We start from the raw sequence: 17744 nt of genomic DNA, 5'->3' as shown, positions 1-17744 counted from the left end.
CTGCAAGGTTTGTCGAGAAGGGGATGGTTCGCGCATGAGTTTGGACGAGGCAGTCGAGAAACCGCACGAGAAATTGGCCGCCTATCTGGCCGACGATCTGGAGGCTGTAAATGCGCTCATTCGGGAACGAATGGCTTCCGAACACGCACCGCGCATTCCCGAAGTCACGGCCCATTTGATCGAAGCTGGCGGGAAGCGACTGCGACCGATGCTCACGCTCGCATCTGCAAAAGCCTGCGGGTATGACGGCCCATACCACGTCCATCTCGCCGCGACGGTAGAGTTTATCCATACCGCAACCCTGCTGCATGATGATGTCGTTGACGAAAGTGCGCAACGGCGCGGACGGCCGACCGCCAACCTGCTATGGGATAACAAATCATCGGTCCTCGTTGGTGACTATCTTTTTGCCCGCGCCTTTCAGTTGATGACCGACGCGCAAGACCTGCGTGTTCTGCGCATCCTGTCCAATGCCGCCGCGACGATCGCCGAGGGTGAGGTGCTCCAACTCACCGCGGCACAGGATCTGCGCACGGATGAAGACATCTACCTCAAGGTCGTGCGTGGCAAAACCGCCGCGCTTTTCTCCGCCGCGACAGAAGTCGGCGGTGTGTTGGCGCAGCAGGACGAAACCGTTATCCGAGCACTGTTTGACTATGGCGATGCACTGGGGATTTCGTTCCAGATTGTGGACGATCTGTTGGATTATTGGGGCTCGGACAAAACCGGCAAAAACATTGGCGATGATTTCCGCGAACGCAAACTCACGCTCCCTGTGATCAAGGCCGTCGCAAAGGCCGACGCAGAAGAGCGCGCCTTTTGGCAGCGCACGATTGAGAAAGGGCGTCAGGAAGAGGGCGATCTCGACCACGCGATCGCGCTACTCACCAAGCACAACACCTTGGAAGAAACCCGTGCAGTCGCGATTGAGTGGGCCGAACGCGCCAAGGCGGCTTTGTCTGCCCTGCCAACGGGCGATGTACCACCAATGCTGGCCGATATCGCCGACTACGTGGTTGCCCGCCTGCGATAGGCCAGCGGGTCGATCACGGTAGCGTCGAGGCCGATTTGATCCACCACCACGGATTGCTGTCAGCCAATTGCTGGGCGGCAAAATCGGCCTTGTAGCGTGTTTCAAAGAGCGCAAAACAGGTCGCACCCGATCCTGACATTCGCACCATCAACGCACCCGGTGCCAGAGCAAGCACCGTCAGCGCTGCGGCAATTTCCGGCGCGGCCTTCACCGCGGCCGATTGCAAATCATTGCGCTGACCGGCGAGCCAATCCGCCAAAGACAATCCATCAGGCCAATTGGGCAACTCGTCCTCCATCGGCGCGTTCTGTTTGAGGCTCAGCGCCGAAAAGACATCGGGCGTTGAAACCGGCACGCGCGGATTAAGCAATACCATGTGAAGCGCAGGCAAGGTAACGGGCGAAATGTCGTCCCCAATCCCGCGCATCCGTGCAGATCGCGCCGAAACACAGACCGGAACATCCGCGCCGAGTGACAGAATGTCATCGGGCATCTTTCCCCCCAACCGCACGGCAGCGCGCAGCGTTGCAGCCGCATCCGCCGAACCGCCGCCAATTCCCGACGCGGGCGGCAATCTTTTGTCCAAAGTCAGATCCATGGGGATGCCCGTCAGGCCAGCCGCCTTCAGAACGAGATTGTCGGCCCCTGTTGGCACGCCATCCGCAAACGGACCTGTGACCGCAAGCGTGGATTGGGCCTGAGAGGCGGGGGATGCCGCGATCTGATCACCCACATCGACGAATGCAACCAGACTATCGAGCAGGTGATACCCATCCGCGCGCTGCCCTGTTACATGCAATGCGAGGTTGATTTTAGCGGGGGCGAAAACCTTAACCGTCATTGGGCGTCCGTGTTGGCGCCTCGCCCTCTTCGATCAGAACCCGATCAAGACCAACCTCGATTTTCCGGCGAATACGCTCTGCATCCTCCGGCTCGGGGTCGAAGGACTGGGCGCGGTGCCATTGGAACATAGCCTCGCGTTCACGCCCTACCGCCCAATAGACATCTCCAAGGTGGTCATTGATGATGGGATCCACCGGCAAAAGTTCCGCCGCGCGTTCCATTGGCTCCACCGCTTCTTCGAATTTGCCGATCCGGTAAAGGCCCCATCCAAGACTATCCGTGATGTACCCGTCATCGGGTCGCGCCGCGACCGCCGCGCGGATCATCTGCATCGCTTCGTCGTAGTTTTCCCGCCGCTCAAGGAACGAGTAGCCAAGGTAATTCAGTACCTGTGCCTGACCCGGTTGCAGGGCCAATGCACGGCGCAAATCGGCTTCGGCCTCGGGCCATTGGTCAGAGCGCTCATAGGCAATGCCGCGGGTGAAATAGAGTGGCCATGCCGCCGCATCGTCGCTCTCCATCAACGCAAGCGCGTCGGTATAGGCAGCGATCGCCTCCTCGTAGCGCGAGTTTCGTCGCATCACGTCGCCGAGCACCACATGGACTTCGGAATTGTCCGCACGCGATTTGGCGAGCTGTTTGAGAACCTCGATCTCCGCGTCACCTTTGCCTGCCGCGCGCAGGGCTTCGGCACGGCCGAGTTCGGCCATCGGGTAGAATGCGCTCTCTGCAGGGATCGTTTCATACGCCTCGGTGGCCAGATCGAAGTTGCTCATTTTCTCGAGCAGTCGCGCCACAAACAGAGGGTAGGCTTCCTTTTCCGGTCTTAGCTCCTGCGCGACGCGCGCGTAGAGCAACACATAGGAATCATCCAACCCGCCATCCAACGCAACCGCCACCGAGTGGAATACATCCGCAATCCCATCGCGCGCGGAGCGAACCACATCAAACGGGATGGCCTCTCCGGCGACCAATTTGGCGTGATACGCCTCAATTTCGGGATCACGTTTGGGTCCGAATGCCGATTCCATGAGCGCTAACGCCTCGTCGGAGCGCTCGAGTTGGCTCAGCATCTGAATGCGCGCAATCACGGCCGTGCGGGTGCCGATATCACCGGCCTTGCTCAGGATATCCGCGCCTGCTTCGTAGTCACCGACATAGGCAACGGCGAGCGCTTTGTTATAGGGCCCGAAAAATTCGAACCCCTGCCCGATTTGTCCGGTCTGGTCAAAAACGTCGAGCGCGGCACTCATATCGCCGGTTCCCACCAACGCCCATGCGCGCAGCAGAGTGTCCACGATCGGGCTGACGCCCTGACCCGCGTCGAGCGCGACGACGATGTCGGCGTATTTTTCCTCAAGCGCGAGGTTGGTGAGGGTCGCCATAGCTGCAATCTGGTTGCCCGGCTGTGCCGCCTCCAGAGCAATGGCATAGCCTTTGACAGCTTCGAAATCCCCCAACGAAATATAGCCGGAAATTGCGGCCTCAAGCAGATCGGGGTTTGTCGGATCACCAACCAGGAACCGTGTCGCATATTGCGAAAGCGCGCGCAGATCGCGGTCAATCGTGGCCTGCCGCGTGGCGAGGTACGACCCCGCGTCCGCAAAGGCAGGCGCGGGCACCGTCGCACTCACGCCACCTAGAGCCAAGGCGAGGATCACGGCCTGCGTGAAACCGCGGGAACGACTTTTGATTTCGGTCACTTAAGCTCTCCCAATAGTTGGAAACAGCCTAACGACGCGCCCAAGGCGCTGCAATGGCGCAGAGGTCACAACCCGGCGAGACGACGCGGGATCATGCATCACATATTGGGATAATTCGGCCCGTCGCCGCCCTGTGGCACCGTCCACGTGATGTTGCCCATCGGATCTTTGATATCGCATGTTTTGCAGTGCACGCAGTTCTGAAAGTTGATCTGAAACTTCGCATCCGCGCCCTCACCCAAAAACTCATAGACACCCGCCGGACAATAACGCGCCGAAGGGCCCGCAAATTCCGCAAGATTGACCCGAACGGGGATATCAGGATCGGTGAGTTTCAGATGGCAGGGCTGGCTTTCTTCGTGGTTCGTCGCGGAGAAAGACACATTGGTCAGACGATCAAAGGACAGCACACCATCCGGCTTTGGATAGTCGATGGATTTGAAATCCTGCGCTTTGCCGGTAGATTCAGCGTCCGATTTTCCGTGCTTTAACGTGCCAAAGAGGGAAAACCCGAAGAGGTTGTTGGTCCACATGTCGAAACCGCCCAGCGCGAGGGAGGCGCCAAGCCCCCACTTCGACCACAATGGCTTCACATTGCGCACGCGTTTGAGATCCTTGGCCACGGCACCCGTGCGCAGCTCCTTCTCGTAGCCTTCCAGAACATCACCGGAGCGGCCTTCACGAAGGGCGTCCACCACATGTTCAGCTGCGGCTTTGCCCGACAGCATTGCGTTATGGTTGCCTTTGATACGCGGCACGTTGACGAGGCCAACCGAACAACCGAGCAGCGCACCGCCCGGAAAGGCCGCTTTTGGCATCGATTGATATCCGCCCTCGGAAATCGCGCGGGCACCATAGGCCACGCGTTTACCGCCCTTGAGCAGGTCGGCGATCATCGGATGGTGCTTCATCCGCTGGAATTCCATGTAGGGAAATAGATGCGGGTTGCGGTAGTTGAGGTGAACAACCGCGCCGATAAACACCTGATTGTTTTCTGCGTGGTAAATGAATCCGCCCCCACCGGCATTTCCACCGAGCGGCCACCCCATCGTGTGGGTCACAGTCCCTTCGCGATGTTTGGCAGGGTCGATTTCCCAGATTTCCTTCATCCCGAGACCGAATTTCTGTTCATCGCGCCCTTTTGACAGGTCGTAACGGGCAATGATTTCCTTGGCGAGCGACCCGCGCACACCTTCCGAAATCAGGACATATTTCCCGAGCAGTTCCATGCCGGGCTCATAGGCCTCCGACGGCGTGCCATCCGCGTTCTTGCCGAATTCACCGGCAACGACGCCTTTGACCTCGCCATTCTCGCCGTAGACGAGTTCGGAACAGGACATGCCAGGGAAAACTTCGACGCCGAGCTCTTCGGCCTGTTCGGCCATCCAGCGGCACACATTGCCCATCGAGACGATGTAGTTGCCGTGGTTGTTCATCAATGGCGGCATCGGCCAGTTCGGAATGCGAATTTGACCCGCCTGCCCGAGTACATAGAAGTTGTCTTTGGCTACCGGTGTGTTGAGAGGCGCGCCCCGTTTTTTCCAGTCCGGGATGAGCGCGTCCAAACCGCAGGGATCCAGAACAGCACCCGACAAAATATGCGCCCCGACTTCGGACCCCTTTTCGAGAACCACAACATTGAGGTCTGCATCGAGCTGCTTGATCCGGATGGCGGCGGACAGTCCTGCCGGCCCCGCACCAACGATCACAACGTCATATTCCATCGCTTCGCGCTCGAACTCAGACATTTTATTGCTTCCTCAATCAAATTCCGGCGTTGCGCCTTCCTAACCCCCATTCTCCTGTCGGGTCAATTTGCCTTGGCGACTTTCGTTGCGTCTCGGGCCGCTAAATCGCCGCAGGGCCGGTCCGTGCGTGCGATTGTGTGTTTTGGCGTGGCGAGGCACCGCGCCCCTTGCATTCCCGCGCCATTCGCGAAAGGGTATCGGGACGAAAATGGATTACAACGAAAACGCGCGTCGGTTCTGACCGATGGCTGCGTTTTTTTCATGCAGACGAGTGCCATGGAAAAGATTCTGATGACCCGCGCGGGGCACACCGCGCTGAACGACGAACTCAAGAAGCTGAAGTCGGTCGAACGTCCGGCGATTATTCGTGCAATTGCCGAAGCCCGCGAACTGGGCGACCTTTCGGAAAACGCCGAATACCATTCCGCTCGCGAGAAACAGAGCTTTATCGAGGGCCGCGTCAAGGAACTCGAAAGCATCGTGTCTCTGGCGGAAGTGGTGGACCCGAAGTCGCTTTCAGGCACCGTGAAATTCTCGGCAACCGTTACCATCGTTGATGAAGACACCGACGAGGAAAAGAAATTCCAGATCGTTGGCGAAAACGAGGCCGACATCGAACGCGGACTTCTCAACATCAAATCGCCCCTCGCGCGCGCCCTCATCGGCAAAGATGAAGGTGATAGCGTCGAAGTTCGCACCCCTGGTGGTGATAAGGCATACGAGATCCTGAAGATCGAGTATATCTGACGACATACGTTCCAACCGGAACTCTCGGAGATCTATCGTGCCAGACAAAGAGGCGCAGAACTCGCATCTTGGGGTCTATCAACGACCCGAAGAAGAGCCACGCATTACCGCCACCGAAATCATCGCGGCGGCGTTGTCGCTTGTCTGGCTTTTGGCCGCAGGCGGATTTTTCCTGATCCTCGGACCAGGGGATAGCGAATTCGATTCCATTCGCTTCGTGATGATCCTGATCGCGGTTTTCATGCCTGTGGCGATGATTTGGGTAGGCGCCCTCGCTGTGCGCGCCTCGGTCACGATGCGCGAAGAGAGCCGGCGCCTGCAGTCTGCGATCTCCGCCATGCGCCAGACCTATCTGAGCCAACAACACGGCGGGGCCGCCAGCCAGACGGTCGAGAAGAAACTCGAAGAAATCGTCGCGGCGCAGCGCAAAACCGAATCCACACTCGCCACTTTCACCTCCATACGCCCCGGCGCGGTACCGCCGGAGGACAAACTGGCGATTCCATCTCCGGCTCTGGCAGAGGAACAGGGTCTGCTGGCGCTCGGCACACCCTCTGAGAGTCTCGCGCCGCCCCTGTCCGTGGCAGATTTTATCAAGGCGCTCAATTTCCCCGAAACCGCCGAGGATAAAGAGGGTTTTCGTGCGTTGCGTCGCGCGTTGGCTGATCGCAACGTCGGACAGCTCGTCCACGCCGCGCAGGATGTTCTCACGCTCATCTCGCAGGACGGCATCTATATGGATGACCTGCGTCCCGATCGCGCAAAACCGGATGTCTGGCGCAAGTTTGCCGAAGGCGTACGCGGCGCGAGTGTTGCCCCACTCGGCGGCGTGCGGGACCGCTCGTCTCTCGCGCTAGCTGCGGGACGGATGAAGCAGGACGCCATTTTCCGTGATGCGGTTCACCATTTTCTGCGGAAATTCGACAGGACCTTTGCCGAGTTTGAAAAGACCGCGACCGATGAAGAAATCGCGGCACTTTCAGACACCCGCACGGCGCGCGCCTTCATGCTATTGGGGCGCGTGACAGGGACTTTCGACTGACATGCCACGCGCAGACCTCAGATCGCAGTTCCGGCGCGGCTTTGTTGATAGCCTGCCCTTCTATCTCGTGGTTGGGCCCTTTGGTCTGATTTTCGGCGTCATCGCGACCGAGGCGGGATTGAACCTTGTCGAGGTTATGGGATTTTCCATTCTGGTCATCGCGGGAGCATCGCAACTCGCCGCGCTGCAGCTGATGTCAGAAAACGCACCGACGGTGATTGTTCTGGCTACTGCTCTGGCGGTCAACATGCGCATGGCGATGTATTCCGCATCCCTCACACCGCACATCGGTAAAGCGCCGTTTTGGATGCGCGCCTTAGCGGCCTATTTCCTGTTTGATCAACCCTACGCCCTGTCGATGATCGACTACGAGAAAGAGCCGGAGCGCAGTGCCATTGAGAAAATCACGTATTTCGCAGGCGTGGGCGTGCCGATGAGCGTAGTCTGGTATGCAGCGACGCTTGCAGGCGCACTGCTCGGAGAACGTATCCCCGGTGACATCGGCCTCGATTTCGCAGTCCCGATCACCTTTCTCGCCGTCGTCGCCCCAATGTTGAAATCGCTTGCGCATGTCGCCGCGGCGTTCACCTCCGTGGCTCTCGTCATCGTTCTGGGCTTTATGCCCTATGGATCGGGTCTTTTGGTCGCGGCCCTCATCGCCCTCATCGTCGGTGCGCAGGTCGAAATCTGGACCGAAAAGCGCAAGAAGGGGCTCGTCCAATGACGCACCCCGACGTGTGGACCATCATCATCGGGCTCGGTATCGGGACCTATCTGATCCGGCTTTCGTTCATCGGATTGGTGGGCGATCGCGACATGCCCCCGTGGTTACTGCGGATGTTGCGTTATACGCCCGTCGCGATTCTTCCAGGCCTCGTCACCCCGATGCTCATCGGACAGGGCGCAACCGAACTGGAACCCAGCCGTCTGGCCGCCGCAGTCGTCACAGTGGCCGTGGGACTCGTGACGAGAAACGTATTCTACGCGATCATTGCTGGCATGGGATTGTTCGTGATCTTGGGCGCTCTAGGCGTTTAACCTTACTGCAAACGCAACGGCGGCGCGTAGATCATCCCGTCATTGTCGTCGGGGCTGTTGTCGTAATGGGTCTGAGAGGACGTGATCGGTTTCGTCGACATCCACGCCATCAGACGGTTCGGAAAATAGGTTTGTGGCGCGTCCGAGAAGCCCGGCACATCTTTCAAAATATCAGAAATCGAGTTTGCACAATTTGCCTTTGGCACCGCGCCATAGGCCTGAATACGCGCGAGCACGAGTTCCGCGACCTGAGGCGATACGGGGATTTTCTGCTCCACGACCCTGAATGTGATGCGGGCATGGTAGTCGATGTAGAAATCGACTGCCGCATCGCTCATCCCGAAGATCACATCGTTGCGCTCTGGCAAATGCGGGTGCTTGAACGTGCCTGCAGGATCAAAAATCGCGCGCTGTGAGGGCGCATTGACCATCAAAGCAGAATGCAGCCCCGCGCCCGATTTGTTCGAGATCACGGTATATAGCGTGAGCGCGGGCGGCGTGGGGTCACGATACACCGAGCGGGCAACTTCCGCATCCGGCGCCCACTTGGGCTCTGCCGCACCACAGGCGGCAAGAATTGCGACCGCGACAAGCAGAAGGGTGTGACGGATCACGCGCATGGTCCGACCCCTTTTCAGGTTCAGCTATTGAAGATCGCGAGGAAGATCAGGACCCCGATCGAAAAGATCGCCACATAAGTCGACCATTTGATGAAACCGTCAAAGGCTTTTTCCTGGGCTTCGATGTTCATTTCGCCGTGCTTGTGATCAGCCATGGTGCGTATATTCCCTATCTTTTGTGGAATCTGTCGTTGTTGGGCATCCGATTAGACGATTTGACGGGCGCTGTCACCCACCCTGTTTGTCACGCCCGTCCTCGTCAACCGGATCGCCGGCCAGATCATTGGCCAGCCGGAAACCGATCCGCATCGGCGTTTCTGTATCGGGGTTTTTGGGCAGGGCACGCAACATAACCGATAGCTGGGTGACGTGCTGGATCAACTGCGCTTTGGTTCCCGTTTGATCCGTTCCGTAGAAGGTGACGATGTCCGGATCGAAAAAGCCGAGCCCCTCAATCCGCATCACGCCGGTTTCAGATCCCGCGAATCCCATCGCGACTTCATGTTCATTGTCGAGCGTTTCTTCGAAATTCTTGATGTAGAGGATCAGGCGCTCATAGGCCCATTCGGCCGGGCTTTTTTGTGCGACCGGCTTTTTGGACATCGCCTCGGGTAGAGGTTTTTCCTCCGCCGTGCGCGGGGCATCGGGGTCGAGGTGAACGACGCGGGCCTGAGGAAGCGCTTCGCTCTCATAGGCTTCTGCGGCCGTTTCGATGCGGTTATCTCCGGTCATTGTGACGCCCTCGTTTGCCAGACGTAGGCACCATCCTCTCTGACCTCGCGGGTGACAAGCCCCTTGGCAAAAAGGTGATGGCAATGCGCCATCGCCTCCACCATCGCGAGCCCGTATTCGCCCTTCTTGATCTTGCGGCGAAACAGGGCGTCAAAGCAGTCGCAGGCGGTGGCAGGCTCGGCCAAAAACACGCGCAACCTTTCCAGTGCCGCCGCGTGGTTGTCGATCAATTGCCCTAGGCGCGCAGGCAATCCGCGATAGGGCTTTTTGTGGCCCGTCAGGACAATTTGGGTGTCCGTGGCATAGGGTCGAAACCGCATACAGCTATCGATCCAATCGCCTACAGGGTCCGCCTCCGGCTCGGTGGCGTGCAATCCGAGATTTGGCGAAATCGACCCGAGGAGTTGATCCCCGCCAATAACGAGCTCTCCATCATGGGACCATAGCGTCGCGTGTTCCGGCGCGTGACCGTCGCCACATCGCACGTCCCAAACCCGCCCGCCTGCCTTGATCACATCGCCTTCCTGAATGCGCGTGAAACCTAACGGGATGGGGCCGACAGCGTCGGATGTATTGAAGGGGCGGGTGGTTTCTCGCTCGGCCAAAATCTCGGGCGCGATACCGCAGGAACGCCAGAAAGCGACCATTTGCGGCGTCGGCCTGTCCTGCGTATCCAGTTGCAGCATTCGCGCCATCAAGTAGGCCGTGCGCGTGGTAAGTAGTTCTGTGCCGAACTCGGTCATGAACCACCCAGCCAATCCGATGTGGTCGAGATGGTGATGCGTTGCGATCAAACGTGTGACAGGTTTCCCCGCCAAAGGCCCCGACAAGAGATTGCGCCAAGCCGACCGCGTCCGTTCGGTATCCACGCCTGTGTCCACAATCGTCCAGCCCGTACCATCATCGAGCGCATAGACATTCACATGGTTCAACGGTTGCGGCAGCGGCATCTGCGCCCATAGGACACCATCCGCCACCTCGACCATTTGGCCTTCTTCAGGCGGCTCGAACGGGGTGACGATCGGTCCGATCATCCCGCAGCGAGATCGTCGAGGGTGATCGCGTAGAGGTCAGCGGAGCCGCGTTTGGTTTGCGCCAGTAGCCCTGCGAATTCAGGCAGGACACGATGGATGTAAAAGGCTGCTAGGCGTGCACGGTTCGGGTCGGCTTTTGCCGCCTTGAGGTGGAAGTACCCCCCCAGAACGCGTGCAAAGGCACGCAGGTAGGGCACTGCACAGCCGAAACGGTCATTCATGTCGAGCGACAGCATACCTTCCACCGCCTCGCGCAGGGTCTCCGCCGCGCTCCAAACCGGCTCGGCAAGCTCGGGAAGTTCGCCGCGCACGTTCTCGGCAAAGGCCTCGATCTCGTCCAGCAGACCAAAGGCAGCGTCGCCCCCATCCATCAGTTTGCGACCAACGAAATCCATTGCCTGAATGCCGTTGGTTCCCTCGTAAATCGAGGTGATCCGCGCATCGCGGGCATATTGGGCAGCGCCGGTTTCCTCGATATATCCCATCCCGCCGTGCACCTGCACACCAGACTGGGCGATTTCATGGCCGATGTCGGTCGAGAACGCTTTTGCCACAGGAATGAGGAACGCCCCACGCGCGGCCTGATCGGGTTCGCTACGCCCACGATCCAACGCAACCGCGCAGCTAAGCGAAATTGCGCGCGCCACAAAGGTATCTGCCCGCATCGCGGCCAGCATCCGGCGAACATCGGCGTGATCGACGATTGCGCCGGTTCCATCCGCAACAGGGCTGCGGCCCTGCACACGATCACAGGCATATCCGAGCGCTTTTTGGGTCGCGGCCTCGGCAATCCCGACACCCTGCACCCCGACACCGAGCCGTGCATTGTTCATCATCGTGAACATCGCCTTCATGCCGCTGTGTTCTTCACCGACCAACCATCCGGTCGCGCCCTCGTATTCCATCACACAGGTCGGCGATCCATGAATCCCCAGCTTGTGTTCGAGGCTAACGACCCGCAGCGTGTTTTCCTCGCCCGGTTCGCCATTCTCATCGAGCAAGTATTTGGGCACCATGAAGAGCGAGATGCCTTTGGTGCCCTCTTGCCCATCGGGTAGTCGTGCGAGCACGAGGTGGCAGATGTTCTTTGAAAAATCACTGTCACCCCAGGTAATGAAAATCTTCTGTCCGGTGATCGCATAGGTACCGTCGCCATTCGGCTCAGCCTTGGTGCGCAACGCGCCTACATCGGACCCCGCGCCCGACTCGGTGAGGTTCATTGTGCCACACCATTCGCCCGATATCAGTTTGGGCAAATAGAGCGATTTGAGTTCGTCAGAGGCATGATTTTCCAGCGCCTCGATCTGTCCCTGCGACATCAGCGGGTTGAGCGCGAGAGAGAGACAGGCACCGGACATCATTTCATTGACCGCAGTGGCCAATGTCAGCGGCAAAGCCATCCCGCCATGTTCTTCACCGGCCAGCATCCCCATCCAGCCACCTTCGGCAATCTGGGTGTAGGCATCCGCGAAACCCGGCGAACTCTTGACCTTGCCGTTTTCCAATCGTGCAGGGTTCAAATCGCCAGCACGGTCGATCGGGGCAATCACATCGCTCGCCAAACGGCCCGCTTCCTCGATCACGGCCATGGCAGTGTCACGATCCAGATCGGGAAACTGCGGACTGCCGACTACGGCGCCGAACGGCGCAATGTGATCTAGAACGAACCGGATATCTTCGACGGGCGCGCGATATGGCATGGATGGGCCTCCTTGGTGTTAACCCACCGTAGCCCACGCGATTTTCGACAGGAACTTGAACGCAGCGTCACGCCCGTCCGGCCTCTGAGGACAAGAGTGCAGGCGTGACACCGATCGAGCGCAACGCGGCCTCCCATTTCTTATCGGCGGAGAGATCAAAGACGATCTGCGCATCCGCCTCGCAGGTCAGCCATCCGTTGGCCGAAATCTCGTCTTCGAGCTGCCCCGGCCCCCAACCAGCGTAGCCCAAACACAAAAGCCGCGCCGCAGGTCCCTCCCCCATGGCGAGATCGCGCAGGATCTCGCGCGATGCAGTCATGGAATAGCCTTCGCAAACATCCATGGACCCGTTTTCCGAGGTATAGTCGCTCGAATGCAAAACGAACCCGCGCCCGATTTCCACAGGCCCGCCAAAATGTACCGGCAAAGGACGCATGGTCGCCGACACGGCAATATCCAGTTGGTCGAAAATATCGCCGGGTTCGATTTCTTCGGAGATTTTGTTGATCATCAACCCCATCGACCCGTCAGACGAATGGGCACAGACGAAGACCACAGCGTTCTCGAACCGGGGATCCCCGATGCCCGGCATCGCGACCAGCAACTTACCTGTCAGATCGGTGTCCATAGGGCGTATCATCCCCACAGCACACAGGAGATTTGCCGCGAAGGCAAGCCGATAGCGCCCCCATCGCAACAGAATCCAACCTCTCGGCGGTCTCGCTGTTTTGTGAGTTCTGCGCGGGCACACAGATGCCTATAAGGGTCGCCATGCATCATGACCTGATCCTTCGCGCCATTGCCGCGCTCACCCTATCCTTCGCCCCGATGTCGCTCACGGCACAATCGGAATCCGAATTCGCGCGCATTGAAATGCTCACCGGTTGGCAGATGGAGAATGGCAACAGAATGGCGGCGGTGCGGGTCGCGCTCGCGCCCGGGTGGCACACCTATTGGCGCGCGCCGGGTGAAGCAGGCATCCCGCCACGCTTTTTCTGGAGCGGTTCGCAAAACGTCGCGGCCGTCCGCTATCATTGGCCGATCCCGCAGGTTTACGAACAGAACGGCATGACTTTCATCGGATATGAAGATGAATTGGTCCTACCGATTGAAATCATCCCGCGCACATCGGGTGACATTCGCCTCTCCGGTGTGATGGAGCTGGGTGTTTGCGATGACATCTGCATGCCTTTGAGCGCACCACTCTCCGCAACCTTTGACGATAGCCTCGATTCTGCGGACACCGCTCCGATCCAGAAATCCCTGCGCTCACGTCCCGTTGCGATGACCGGCGTGACCTGTGCGGCCGAACCCGTCAGCGACGGGATGCGGGTAAAGGCGACCATGTCTCTGCCGTCACTTGGTATTGGTGAGATGGCGGTCATCGAACATCCCGACCCACAGGTATGGGTTGCTGAATCGACCATGGAACGCACGGGCACGGATGTATCGGTGACAACCGAGATGGTCCAACCGGACGCTCAACCCTTTGCGATTGAACGCTCTTCGCTCATCATAACCGTTCTCGGAAACGGACAGGCCTACGAGGCGCGTGGCTGTCGCGGGTAATTACTGCGTCGCCTGAGTGCGGTTGCGTGCGATCACAATTGCCGACACGATATAGGTTAGGATCAGGACCACCGCGCATCCGGCGAGAAATACCCCGACCGCCTGCGCAATGCCGCCCTCAAGGCCAAAGATCGCAGGCAGGTGGCCCACCACGGCAAAAGTCCCAATGGTCGCGCCGAACCATCCGAGCAACGCAACAACCGAAACCGCCAATGCCCCACCCGTCACGCCGGAGCGCACAGGATGGGCCAACCCACGTCTGAGCGACGCGACTTGGCGACCCACGTCGAGTTGCATGGCCAGAAAAGACGGGACAAGAACCAAAACCAACACCATCCCGAACCCAAGACCGTACACCAGCGTGATGACAGTAGGTTTGAGGAACTGCGCGTCCGCGGACCCTTCATACAGGAGAGGCGCGAGGCCAAGGACGGTGGTCATTGTGGTCAACATAACGGGGCGCAAACGGTCAGTAGCGGCGTCGATGATCGCAGGCATCAGCCCCCTATCGCGCGCATATTCGTCGACAGTGGTCACCAGGACGATTGAGTCATTGATGATGATACCCGTCATCCCGATCAGCCCGACAACCGAGAACATCGATAGCGGCACGCCCCAAATATAGTGCCCCCAAACCGCACCGATGAGGCCGAAGGGAATGACGGACATCACGACGATGGGTCGCGTCCAGCTCGAAAAAATCCATGATAGCGTGAGGTAAATGCCTGCAAGAGCCGCCGCGAGGCCCATGAGCGCATCGGACAAGAACCGGTTTTCCTGTTCCGAAAGACCTGCAACGCGCGACGTGACGCCAAAGTCTTCTTCGAGGCGCGGCAGGATGATATCGGTGATTTGTTCCTGAATTTCCGTCGCGCGGGCGGGATCATCTTCGCTGAGGTCACCCGTGACGGACAAAAGCCGCAATCCGTTTTCACGCACGACCGTCGAAAAGCCGGTTTGGCGGGTTACCGACACGATATCACCCAAGGCCAGATAAGAACCTGACGGCGCGCGCAGGAGCGTGCGATCGAGGAAATCAGCCGTCAGTTCATCCTCTGGCAACTCGACACGGATCGTTGAGGTACGCGCACCGTCGGGAAAACTCGCCGCCTCGATCCCGCCCAAGCGGTTGGAAAGCGTGCGCCCGAGCGTGTCGATCGAGAAACCCAGATTTTCACCCTGTGGCGTCAGTTCGAGGATCAACTCTTCCTTGTCATAAGCCAGACTGTCCTCAAGCGCGGACACCTCCCCAAATTGTGCCAGTTGCGATTTGAGCGCTTCTGCCGCCGCTTTCAGGGTCTCACTCGAAGAGCCGTAAAGCTGGATGTCGATGGCATCGCCACCGGGACCAAATCGACCACCACGGAAGGACACGGTTTCCGCCAGAGGGTGATTGACCACATTCTCCTGAAGCGCCCCGACAAAGACAAAGGATGAGTAGGGCCGTGAATCCGCATCAATCAGTTCGATGGAAATCCCGCCGAGCTGATAGCTTTCCTTGGTATCCGTTCCCGCCAACCCGCGTCCGGCGCTCCCGCCCAATTGGGCCACGACATAGGCCACGGGATTCGTGCCGTGTTCGGCCTCGAACTGGGCGCCGGTGCGCTCTACCGCATCTTGAAAGGATCGCAGCATGGCCAGACTGTCTTCGCGTGTCGCCCCCGGCGCCATAGCGAAGTTGCCCGAGATGACAGGCTGTTCGGGGGAGCTGAAAAACCGCCACTGGACCTGCCCTGAAATCAGGAGCGTGACTTGGCTCACCAGAAGGAAAACCGCTCCAGCCATCATCGGGTAACGCATCTTTATGACCAGCGTCGCAAAGGGGCGGAATACCTTTTCACGAAAGACACGGAAGCCTTTGTTCACCTGACGCGACGGCCAGTCATACCAATGCGCCTTATCCTGCGCCGCAATCGAATGGCTCAGGTGGTTTGGAAGGATAAGAAAACATTCCAGCAATGAAGCCATCAGCACGACGATAACCGTAAAAGGAATGTCGGAAATCAGGTCACCGAACCGACCCGAAATCGCGGTCAGACCAAAGAACGCGATGACCGTCGTAATGGTGGAGGAAAACACCGGAGGAAACATGCGCCGCGCCGCGTTTTCAGCGGCCTGAACCGGCCCTTCGCCCAAACGGCGCGCGCGGAAATCGGCATGCTCTCCGACCACGATGGCATCATCCACAACGATGCCCAAAGTGATGATCAACGCGAAAAGCGAGATCATATTGAAGGTCAGCCCAGCCAGATACATGAACGCAATGGCCGAAAACATCGCAACCGGAATACCGGCCGCAACCCATATCGCTGTGCGCGCATTCAGGAAAAGAAAGAGCAGACCGAGCACGAGGCCGAGCCCCATCAAACCGTTTGTCATAAGGATATCGAGACGCGCCTTGATCGCCTCGGACCGCGTTTGAAAGAGATCCAGCGTCACGCCGGCAGGCAATGTCAGACGCATGTCTTCGAGCACCGACTCCACGCCGGCCTGAATCGCGATGGCATCCCCCTGATCGGAGCGTGCGACGCCAACCATAACCGCAGGGTTCGTGCCGACGTAAAAAGCCCGGTCGCGATCTATACCCTCGACACGGATCGTCGCCACATCCCCGATGGTGAGTTTCGAACCATCGTCGTTGGAGCGCAGAACAATTCCGGCGATGTCGGGGGCGGATCGCTTTTCAACGCCCGCCCGCACCCGCGCCGCGCCACCTCCGACGTTGCCTGCAGGGCTCGCATCGGATTCGGCGCTGATCGCATCGGCGATCTCGGCCATGGTCACATCGTATTGGATCAGGTTTAGCGTCGGGACCTCTACAATGGTGCTGGGGGCCGCGACGCCGGATATGTCGGTGCGGGTGATCCCTGCCGCAAAAAGGCGGGACGTCAATTCGTCACCCAATAGAGCCAGCTGTGACAGGCCCACAGGTCCGGTGATGACCACATCGGTTACAGAATCCGTCCATCCGCCCCAACGAACGGTCGGATCCTCGGCCCCTTCGGGAAGGTTGCTGACCGTATCAATGGCCGCCTTAACGTCATCTGCGGCGCGTTGCATGTCCCAACCGGGTTCGAATTCCAGTCGGATCGACGCACGACCCTCGGACGAACTGGCGCTACTTTCCGCCACCCCTTCGACGGCCAGCAAAGTTGGCTCCAAAATCTGAACCACGGCGCGATCGACGTCTTCGGCGCCCGCGCCGTCCCAGTCGACGCTCACGCGAACACTGTCGACGACCACATCGGGAAAGAACTGCGACCGCATGTTGGGCAGGGCTGCGAAACCTGCGGCGAGCAGGAGAAACAACAGCAGGTTCGCGACGGTCTTATGCCGCGTAAAGTAGGATAGAATTCCGCTCGCGCCTTCGATCCCTGCCGCCATAATCAGCTCCCCATCCTGCTTTCGAGACGCGTCACAAGTTCGGCGGGCACTTCATCGGATGCTAGTTGCTCTTTGATACGGGTACGCATCTCTTCGGGCATGCGTTCGTTACCATCAACGAAGGCGATCAGTTTTGCGCGTCGATCGTCGCTCAGCTCAACGGTCTCACCATCACCACTTTGCGCGGCGGGCTCTGTCGGGCGCTCGGCGACTTCCTGATCCTCGGCGCCATTCACCCGCACACGAATTCCCGCACCGAGCAAAGGCGAGCGCTCTGCCACGATTTGGCGACCGGCAATTTCGCGGGCTTGGACAATCACATCGTCACCCTGACGGCGCAGCACGGGCGCCGAGAGAACTTCAAGCCGCGAATCCGCGCTCAGCCCGAGCACGGTTCCCGCCGCGTCCACGGCACTGGCAGGCAAAATGGCAACATCGGACAACGCAGGTTCGCTGACATGGACCGTCACAAAATCACCCGGGCGAAACCCGGGCGCATCGCCCAATCGCGCGAACAAAAGCCGCCCCGTCTGGCCCTCGCTTACCGCAGC

Annotated in this window: 16 protein-coding genes and 1 pseudogene; 6 read left to right on the top strand and 11 right to left on the bottom strand. The window is 59.1% G+C overall.

The features are described from left to right. Positions 1-34: 34 nt before the first annotated feature. Positions 35-1033: a polyprenyl synthetase family protein gene (locus ABD815_RS05250; RefSeq protein ID WP_344844480.1), complete on the top strand. Its 999-nt coding sequence runs from the start codon at positions 35-37 to the stop codon at positions 1031-1033. Between the two features lie 13 nt (positions 1034-1046). On the opposite strand, the gene ABD815_RS05245 is transcribed toward ABD815_RS05250, so the two are convergent. The 3 genes from ABD815_RS05245 to ABD815_RS05235 all read right to left on the bottom strand — a co-directional run bounded on the left by ABD815_RS05245 (position 1047) and on the right by ABD815_RS05235 (position 5327). Continuing rightward, positions 1047-1874, bottom strand: coding sequence for a 4-(cytidine 5'-diphospho)-2-C-methyl-D-erythritol kinase (locus ABD815_RS05245; RefSeq protein ID WP_344844477.1), 828 nt, complete (start codon positions 1872-1874; stop codon positions 1047-1049). Next, the gene (locus ABD815_RS05240; protein WP_344844473.1) at positions 1864-3579 is read right to left on the bottom strand and encodes a tetratricopeptide repeat protein; all 1716 of its coding nucleotides are present in this window, start codon (positions 3577-3579) and stop codon (positions 1864-1866) included. The genes ABD815_RS05245 and ABD815_RS05240 overlap by 11 nt, the downstream gene beginning before the upstream one ends. A 98-nt stretch (positions 3580-3677) precedes the next feature. After that, entirely contained in the window at positions 3678-5327 is a 1650-nt protein-coding gene (locus tag ABD815_RS05235; RefSeq protein ID WP_344844469.1) for an electron transfer flavoprotein-ubiquinone oxidoreductase, read from the bottom strand. A 276-nt stretch (positions 5328-5603) separates the two neighbouring features. Between ABD815_RS05235 and greA the strand changes: the two genes are divergently transcribed. From greA to ABD815_RS05215, 4 genes are read left to right on the top strand one after another with little or no spacing between them, the layout of a single operon-like run. Then, positions 5604-6074 carry a transcription elongation factor GreA gene (gene greA / locus ABD815_RS05230; protein WP_344844464.1) on the top strand — a complete coding sequence of 157 codons (471 nt, stop codon included), beginning with the start codon at positions 5604-5606 and terminating at the stop codon, positions 6072-6074. A gap of 34 nt (positions 6075-6108) precedes the next feature. Further along, positions 6109-7116, top strand: coding sequence for a hypothetical protein (locus ABD815_RS05225; protein ID WP_344844863.1), 1008 nt, complete (start codon positions 6109-6111; stop codon positions 7114-7116). A 1-nt stretch (position 7117) separates the two neighbouring features. Further along, positions 7118-7840 carry an AzlC family ABC transporter permease gene (locus ABD815_RS05220; RefSeq protein WP_344844462.1) on the top strand — a complete coding sequence of 241 codons (723 nt, stop codon included), beginning with the start codon at positions 7118-7120 and terminating at the stop codon, positions 7838-7840. Then, the gene (locus ABD815_RS05215) at positions 7837-8154 is read left to right on the top strand and encodes an AzlD domain-containing protein (RefSeq protein ID WP_344844456.1); all 318 of its coding nucleotides are present in this window, start codon (positions 7837-7839) and stop codon (positions 8152-8154) included. Before ABD815_RS05220 ends, ABD815_RS05215 begins: the two co-directional genes overlap by 4 nt. A gap of 2 nt (positions 8155-8156) precedes the next feature. On the opposite strand, the gene ABD815_RS05210 is transcribed toward ABD815_RS05215, so the two are convergent. The 6 genes from ABD815_RS05210 to ABD815_RS05185 form a co-directional block, all read right to left on the bottom strand. After that, on the bottom strand, positions 8157-8774 hold the full coding sequence (locus ABD815_RS05210; RefSeq protein WP_344844454.1) for a hypothetical protein: 618 nt from the start codon (positions 8772-8774) through the stop codon (positions 8157-8159). A gap of 20 nt (positions 8775-8794) precedes the next feature. Then, positions 8795-8929, bottom strand: coding sequence for an aa3-type cytochrome c oxidase subunit IV (locus ABD815_RS05205; protein WP_344844453.1), 135 nt, complete (start codon positions 8927-8929; stop codon positions 8795-8797). A 73-nt stretch (positions 8930-9002) separates the two neighbouring features. After that, on the bottom strand, positions 9003-9506 hold the full coding sequence (locus tag ABD815_RS05200) for a DUF6173 family protein (RefSeq protein ID WP_344844450.1): 504 nt from the start codon (positions 9504-9506) through the stop codon (positions 9003-9005). Beyond that, entirely contained in the window at positions 9503-10540 is a 1038-nt protein-coding gene (locus tag ABD815_RS05195) for an MBL fold metallo-hydrolase (RefSeq protein WP_344844448.1), read from the bottom strand. The genes ABD815_RS05200 and ABD815_RS05195 overlap by 4 nt, the downstream gene beginning before the upstream one ends. Beyond that, the gene (locus ABD815_RS05190; RefSeq protein ID WP_344844445.1) at positions 10537-12240 is read right to left on the bottom strand and encodes an acyl-CoA dehydrogenase; all 1704 of its coding nucleotides are present in this window, start codon (positions 12238-12240) and stop codon (positions 10537-10539) included. The genes ABD815_RS05195 and ABD815_RS05190 overlap by 4 nt, the downstream gene beginning before the upstream one ends. A gap of 67 nt (positions 12241-12307) precedes the next feature. After that, entirely contained in the window at positions 12308-12868 is a 561-nt protein-coding gene (locus ABD815_RS05185) for a YqgE/AlgH family protein (protein WP_344844443.1), read from the bottom strand. A 143-nt stretch (positions 12869-13011) separates the two neighbouring features. On the opposite strand from ABD815_RS05185, the gene ABD815_RS05180 reads away from it, so the two are divergent. Further along, positions 13012-13809: a protein-disulfide reductase DsbD domain-containing protein gene (locus tag ABD815_RS05180; protein ID WP_344844440.1), complete on the top strand. Its 798-nt coding sequence runs from the start codon at positions 13012-13014 to the stop codon at positions 13807-13809. Here ABD815_RS05180 and ABD815_RS05175 read toward each other — a convergent pair whose 3' ends face one another. Together ABD815_RS05175 and ABD815_RS05170 are read right to left on the bottom strand one after the other, a co-directional pair. Further along, complete coding sequence (locus ABD815_RS05175; protein ID WP_344844438.1) at positions 13810-17193, bottom strand: efflux RND transporter permease subunit; 3384 nt, start codon at positions 17191-17193, stop codon at positions 13810-13812. A gap of 2 nt (positions 17194-17195) precedes the next feature. Further along, a pseudogene (locus ABD815_RS05170) lies at positions 17196-17744 on the bottom strand (efflux RND transporter periplasmic adaptor subunit); the annotation flags it as partial.

The sequence above is a fragment of the Celeribacter arenosi genome (genome assembly GCF_039539485.1).
Classification (GTDB): domain Bacteria; phylum Pseudomonadota; class Alphaproteobacteria; order Rhodobacterales; family Rhodobacteraceae; genus Celeribacter; species Celeribacter arenosi.
The sequence above is the reverse complement of the archived record's forward strand: the minus strand, read 5'-3'. Positions and strand labels throughout refer to the sequence as shown.